The sequence below is a fragment of the Microcoleus sp. N9_A1 genome (assembly GCF_036701795.1).
Classification (GTDB): domain Bacteria; phylum Cyanobacteriota; class Cyanobacteriia; order Cyanobacteriales; family Microcoleaceae; genus Microcoleus.
On record NZ_JAUBRI010000025.1, the window covers coordinates 81,475 to 87,745 of the forward strand.

Consider the following 6,271-nt stretch of genomic DNA (forward strand, 5'->3'; position numbering starts at 1 on the left):
TAATTTGGAGTTTTCTCATGTTTATAGAACTAGACGGAATTGAAATCGAATTGGATCAAATCCCCGAAAATTGGCACCTTACTGATGCAGCCCCTGGAGATTGGAGATATTCACTTGAGAATGGTACATACTGGGGAATTTGCAAATCCTTTTCTGAAGCAATAACAACAGCTAAAAGGGATATTGCAAAGTTGATGGAAGATTTCAACTTTACTGCGAATGATTTAGCCCGCGAATGGCAAAGCAAACATGGTATCGATCGAGTCTACTTTGTCTCTGATTCCGAATTCTAGCCATTCCTGCTTCATTCAAAGCCTCTGAACTTACTCAGAGGCTTGGCTTTTTTCTGTCTGGCTGGTGCGGGATAAAGAATACCAGCAAAATGTTAAGTCTGGTTGGAAATGGTGTTTTTCTCGCCAAGCTTGGTTAAAGGTCAGGCTTTTTAATCTGGATGCCAGTTCGCGCGATGGCAAAGACAACCGTTGCAAAAGTTGTCGGCAATTGTTCGATCTACAAAAATATGAGCGAGTTCCGATCGAACTTCGTAAACCCCGAGGCTTTCCTCCTAAACCTCGCAGAAACAGCGACAAGAACCAAGCGCTTAACCGTGTAAATTACGCAGTCACACGTAACAAATTACCCCACGCCCGTAATATCCCGTGTAGATTGTGGTCATTTAGGAGCTGATAAACGCCATGAATCTGACCACTACAAGGGGTACGATGCCATCAACCATTTAGAAGTCGAATGTGTTTGCGTTCCCTGCCATATCGATCGGGAACGGCAACGGAAACAGAAACGGCAATATCACAAACATATCAGTCCTGGTAAATAGTGCTTCGCTGTAAAATTGTAAGTTTTGTGGACAAATAATATGGCAATTCGCATTCCTAACAAAAATGGTAAGTTCCCTAACTCTGACCCTGACCCCCAACCTAAGTCGGAGTTAGAGTCAGAGCCTTCTAATTCAAAGCCAAAAGAGTCAATGTTTGCCAAATTTACGGCTAAACTAGCCTGGGAAATCAAGAATATTGAGCCAGAGTTAGATGAACTTTTTCCGTATTACAAAGACTACTGCTTTATCTTTCTGACTCCTCACTGTGATGAAGAATATGTGGGAGAAGGTTATGGAACTTATCGAGATTGCTTAGACAAATATGATGAAATTGGTCGGCGGTTGGCAAAAATGTGGCCGATCGATCAAGTAACCGAAGACAGAAAAATCAATCACAACAGTCGTGGTAAATAGTTATGGCAATTCGCATTCCGCATAAAAATGACAAGTTTCGTGACCCTGAGCCTGAGCCTAAGCCTGAGTCTAATCCTGAGTCTACTTCTGATGATTCTGGATTTGATGTAGACTTAGTATTTCAGAAATTAACAGCTAAACTTCGCTGGGAACAGAAACATATTAAGCCCGTATTGGGTGAACTGTTCCCTTCTTATGACGATCGATGTTATATCTTTCTAACGTTTGGATGTGATGAAGGATATGTGGGAGAAGGTTATGGTTTTTACCACTCTCGCATGGAAGAGTATGAGGAAATTGGTCGGCGTTTGGCTAAGCTGTGGCCGATCGAACAAGAAACAGAAGAAAGAAAAGTAAATCACTACAGTCGTGGTGCTAGGTAGCCAATAAGTAATGCTTCGCTGTATGGGAGTGACTTTTTCGATAACTAATATATCACTCCCCTATCTCACAAAAATCGACGATTCCAATCATTCTTTCATCCATCCTTCAGCGATTCTCTACGTAGCTTACGGGCGCGTAGCCCATCGACCAGCGGTAAGATTAACTAATCGACTACGTTGGGATAGATTGAATATTAAACCAGAGCTACAAAGACTTTTTTGCTATTACCGTAACACCTGTTCTCTTGCAGACATAACCCAGGGATTTGAAGCTGCTAAGTCTCCCGAAACTTACGCTGAAATCGGTCAATTGTTAGCCGAAATGTGGTCGATCGAACAATTAACACAAGTGAAGCGACTAAATTATTACAGTCGTGGTGCTTCGCTGTAGAGCGGTAGTCTTTAGCTAACCGTTGACCAATGCAAACTCAGACTTTAGAACTTTTAGGACAAAACAGCCAGCAACAGTATCAAAAGCTGACGGCAAAACTTTTGTTTGAAACGGAATATATGGAGCCATATTTAGGCTCCGTATTATTCCCCTACTACCGTCACTACTGCGTTATCTCGGTACTCGGCATCAACTATTCTGATAAGCGGTTTGGGATTTTTGACAGCGGTTATCATTCCGATCGATACGATCGAATTGCCATGCTTCTTAAAAGAATCTAACAAATCATCCGAAAAATTGACTGTTACATCGTGTTCATATAACAGTCAATTAAATCAAAACATCAAGTCAATTAATTATACCCTAAATCTATGCAAGTATTTCTTACCGGAACCGAAAGACTTGAGAAAATGAACGCGGAAATGTGGACACGAATTCACAATATCACAAAGCTAAATGCTACTATCTTAATTGGGAATTATCGCGGTTTTGACCAACTAGCTTTAGGCTTTCTAAATAGTCTGGAATATCGCAACGTTAAAGTTTATGAAACGGGAAGTCGTTTGAGTTTCGGCTATCCGATCGTCAATGCAGGTCGGTATCCAGCACAAGATATTGCCATGAGTCAAGCTGCTGATTATATGTTGGCAGTCCACGACGGTCTTAGTTATGGAGTTAAAGCTAACTTGAGACGGATGCCCGCTAACAAAATTAGAATCATTTACGTTAACATTTGAAACCATGAAATTAAGCATCTTCGACCAGAACCATCCTAATCGCGATCGAAGTCTAAGAATCCTTGAGGATATCAAGAAAGATTTGCTCAAAGAAATCAGGGGCGATCGCACTTACAAAATGCCTCCGAACTACATCAACTGGCATACTTTGAGCGGAATTCTTTCGGTAGCTCTTTCAAGTTGCGGTTCTGAATATGCGAAAGTTGATATTTCGGCATTTATTCATAGCTACCGAACAGCTCTTTGGTTTATCAAAGATGCTCCTATTTATTGCTTGACTGAGCCGTTAATTACAGCTTTCGATCAAACCGATGCACTTGGTAAACCTGGTATCCTGAAAGGTTGGCAGCCATCCTTACCCACTTTTCTGCTAGCGATACCCAAAGGCTTAATTTACACGCCAGACGGTGCTGAAGTCGATTATCTGACCGTTTCTTGTAGCGATTGTGAACATCCTGAGTGGAATTCCGGTAGCTGGCACAACATTCATATTAAACCGTTTTCACTAGAGCACGAGCGATATTTTCAGATTTGCACCGTAGATTCATTAGAAACTGTGTGGACTTCAGGAACTGCGGTTAAAACTGACGGTACTTTGATTTACGATGAAAATGAAAGTTTGGGTAGACATACCATCTCGATCGACGATAAAGCTTTCCTCCAACGCATCCGAAACTTGGTTATAAATGTACTGCTGACTTTAGAGTTTGCACCAGACTTATTGATGCCAGTTACCGAATCTGAAATCAAAACTAAAAACAAGGGATTTATGCGAATCAATCGAAGTTCATCTAATGTAAGATATCCCCGATGGCTAGGCAAAAACTATCAAAACTCCTCGGTATTATCTGTAGCAAAAAGAACTCATAACTCTCCGTGTAGTCACTGGAGACAAGGGCATTGGAGGTTGTTAGAATCAGGTGAAGGCAAGCGCTGGAGAGATAATAAACGCATTTGGATTCAGCCTGTTTGGGTGAAGTCATAATAGCAGTTATCAGCCTCAGCAGTAAACTACAATAGATAAAATACTTCTGAGGCTAAAATAATGATTACTCCAGGATCTTTATATAACTGCTTTTCTAAATTTGTATTTGATGGCGATACTTTAACTCTAGATTCTCAAGGTGCAGAACTAAGAGTAAGACTGCGATGGATAGATACTCCTGAAGCTCAAAAATCTGGACAAAATAGCACAGATCCAAAAATACTGAAACACTGGGAATGGGCGCAAAAAGCAAAGGTTGCATTGATGAATTTGGTGGCAGAAAAAGCAATAATTACGGTTCCTATCGAGAAAGACCAATTCGATCGCTGGGTGTGCGACTGTTATCTTAACAAAGTTTCGGTAGCAACGAATATCCAAATTCTTCAATGCAAAGCAGGAATGGGAGTCAGTTTCCTTCCATTTAACCGCTTTGCCTATAACACCAGAGAATTGTCTTTACTGAGAGGAATTATTACCGAAACTGCCAGCGCTAATCGTAAAAAATTAGGGCTTTGGTCAGAGCCTGACCTAATTCTTCCTTACGAGTTCAAAAAGTTAAATCTATCCTGAAAAACAATGCAATTAGCTGAAAAAATTGTTAAATATATGAAAGCCAAAAATTACCAATTGGCTACACGAGCGGGAGAAAAAAACATAATTTATGTGGAAGGGATGGACCCGGATGGAACGCTTAATGCGGATACTCCAAATCATTTTAATGATGCCCGACTGCTGTTAGTTTTTCACAAAGGAGTCCCAACGATCGAAGCAGCTTGGGAAGCGACAACCGAACCAGGCTACTATTACACCGACAATCCCATGAACCCTAATGGAGCCGCTAGAATTGCCTTTGGACAGTATCGAGCTTGGCAAGTCGGCCTTCATGGTTACTCTCAACCGCACGAAGCTCTCATCCAGGTCGGGCCTGTCAAGGTATACCGGGATTGGAACCGGGACATGATGAGGACAGGGGATGCGATCGATGAAGGTTATTTCGGCATAAATCAGCACCACGGCTACGGCCACCCTAAGAACGACATTCACACCGCCGGAGCTGGATGTTTTGTAGGTCGCGATCCTGACGAACACTTTGATTTTATGTATCGAGTCAAGTCTGACATAAGGTATATTGCTGACCCAAATTTTGTATTTCCAACAGCTATCCTTCCCGGTAATAAACTGTAATCTATGGGCAAATCAAATAGGAAACGCTTGATTCTATTGCTAGTTTAATCGGTAGCAAACTATGAACCTAAAAAAACCTACTGAAGATCAATTAGATACTTTATCAACTATTTTGGGAGCACTCGCGGGAATTGCAGAACTTCTTGTAGCCTGCAGGCGTATTAGCAATGAGGATGGTCAGCTTATTGCTGGGCTTGCATTAATTGCTTGGGGCTTTTTTAGCAATAAACCACCTCGCATTGTTAGACTCAGACTATTTGCGAAGAATAATCTACTAGATGAAGTGAAAGAGGAATAGTATCACTAAGGCTCCCACCAAAATACCTAATAGAAAACTGCTAACTGATCCATAAATCTCAGAGTAAAATCACAGGTTAAAATGATTTTACTATGAGATTTATTTTTTGGTTATAAATTAGTAATGGTTTGTGCATCAGTTGCCCAATCCATCCTCCTTCATGTTCCTCCATCAATTTCAATAGCTTCGATCGAGCAGCAGCTATACTCCGCTCTCTTCTCTTCTGCTGTTTTCTCTCTTGCCACACCAGGCACACTATCAACAACAGAATCAAAAACGGAATCTGTTTCTGTTTCTGACTGAGAATCAGAAACAGTTTTTGTTTCTGGTATTGGGGGTTGTGAAGATTTGAGAAGATGCTCAAGAATGGTGGAGTGATCGTGAGCCATGACTCGGACAAAATTCTGCTGAGCTCCGCTTTGTAGACCTCAACCGAGGCATCAGCCCGAAGTTTCTCTTTGACCACTACTTCCTCAACTAGGACATCGGTGAGAGCGGAGTTAACAGCAGCATCAAGCGCTAGTTGTTTCAGTCGCTGCTCAAAGTCCCAGAGCTCTTGCTGTTCGAGTAGTTCCTTTTTTTTCTGGCTGTCGTGCCAGCCGAAATATCCGCAGCCGATCACACCCAGAGAGCTTGCTTGCCAAACTCCCACCCAGCGATCGAACGGAAGCGGCATCAATGCCAACCCAAACAGTAAAATGCTCCAAAGGATGATCCGATCGTTACCCTATTACCCATGACTGATGACTTCTATCCTTTACCCAATCCCCAATACCCAAAATCGAATGCCCGATGCCCGATGCCGATGCCGATGCCGATGCCGATGACTGATGACTGATGACTGATGACTGATGACTGATGACTGATGACTGATGACTGATGACTGATGACTGATGACTGATTGGAGATATCCCGGCGGGGGTCGAGGGAATACAACCGTACCAGACGGGATGGAAGTGTTATTTACTGTAGTTTAGACTAACCAAAGATGAGAACGGTGGCAAAAGAAGAACTAGAGCCACCGCGCTAGGAGAGAATGAGGG

At 42.2% G+C, this 6,271-nt stretch carries 12 protein-coding genes; 10 read left to right on the plus strand and 2 right to left on the minus strand.

What is annotated here, in order from left to right; translation table 11 throughout:
* The first annotated feature begins 17 nt into the window (after positions 1-17).
* From QUA58_RS14050 to QUA58_RS14095, 10 genes are all read left to right on the plus strand, one after another.
* Positions 18-293, plus strand: coding sequence for a hypothetical protein (locus QUA58_RS14050; RefSeq protein WP_333394560.1), 276 nt, complete (start codon positions 18-20; stop codon positions 291-293).
* A 581-nt stretch (positions 294-874) separates the two neighbouring features.
* A complete protein-coding gene (locus tag QUA58_RS14055; RefSeq protein ID WP_333394561.1) occupies positions 875-1,249 on the plus strand; it encodes a hypothetical protein in 375 nt (124 codons plus the stop codon).
* Between the two features lie 2 nt (positions 1,250-1,251).
* Positions 1,252-1,632: a hypothetical protein gene (locus QUA58_RS14060; protein WP_333394562.1), complete on the plus strand. Its 381-nt coding sequence runs from the start codon at positions 1,252-1,254 to the stop codon at positions 1,630-1,632.
* A 28-nt stretch (positions 1,633-1,660) separates the two neighbouring features.
* Entirely contained in the window at positions 1,661-2,023 is a 363-nt protein-coding gene (locus QUA58_RS14065; protein ID WP_333394563.1) for a hypothetical protein, read from the plus strand.
* Between the two features lie 29 nt (positions 2,024-2,052).
* Positions 2,053-2,304, plus strand: coding sequence for a hypothetical protein (locus QUA58_RS14070; RefSeq protein WP_333394565.1), 252 nt, complete (start codon positions 2,053-2,055; stop codon positions 2,302-2,304).
* A gap of 129 nt (positions 2,305-2,433) precedes the next feature.
* The gene (locus QUA58_RS14075; RefSeq protein WP_333394566.1) at positions 2,434-2,760 is read left to right on the plus strand and encodes a hypothetical protein; all 327 of its coding nucleotides are present in this window, start codon (positions 2,434-2,436) and stop codon (positions 2,758-2,760) included.
* 4 nt (positions 2,761-2,764) lie between these two features.
* Positions 2,765-3,745 (plus strand): hypothetical protein, encoded by a 981-nt coding sequence (locus QUA58_RS14080; RefSeq protein ID WP_333394568.1) that lies wholly within the window; start codon positions 2,765-2,767, stop codon positions 3,743-3,745.
* A 60-nt stretch (positions 3,746-3,805) separates the two neighbouring features.
* Complete coding sequence (locus QUA58_RS14085; protein WP_333394569.1) at positions 3,806-4,315, plus strand: thermonuclease family protein; 510 nt, start codon at positions 3,806-3,808, stop codon at positions 4,313-4,315.
* Positions 4,316-4,321: 6 nt separating this feature from the next.
* Positions 4,322-4,930, plus strand: a complete 609-nt coding sequence (locus tag QUA58_RS14090) for a hypothetical protein (protein ID WP_333394571.1) — start codon at positions 4,322-4,324, stop codon at positions 4,928-4,930.
* A gap of 61 nt (positions 4,931-4,991) precedes the next feature.
* Complete coding sequence (locus QUA58_RS14095; RefSeq protein WP_333394572.1) at positions 4,992-5,228, plus strand: hypothetical protein; 237 nt, start codon at positions 4,992-4,994, stop codon at positions 5,226-5,228.
* Between the two features lie 76 nt (positions 5,229-5,304).
* On the opposite strand, the gene QUA58_RS14100 is transcribed toward QUA58_RS14095, so the two are convergent.
* A complete protein-coding gene (locus QUA58_RS14100; protein WP_333394573.1) occupies positions 5,305-5,904 on the minus strand; it encodes a hypothetical protein in 600 nt (199 codons plus the stop codon).
* A gap of 74 nt (positions 5,905-5,978) precedes the next feature.
* Positions 5,979-6,164, minus strand: coding sequence for a hypothetical protein (locus QUA58_RS14105; RefSeq protein ID WP_333394575.1), 186 nt, complete (start codon positions 6,162-6,164; stop codon positions 5,979-5,981).
* Positions 6,165-6,271: the final 107 nt, after the last annotated feature.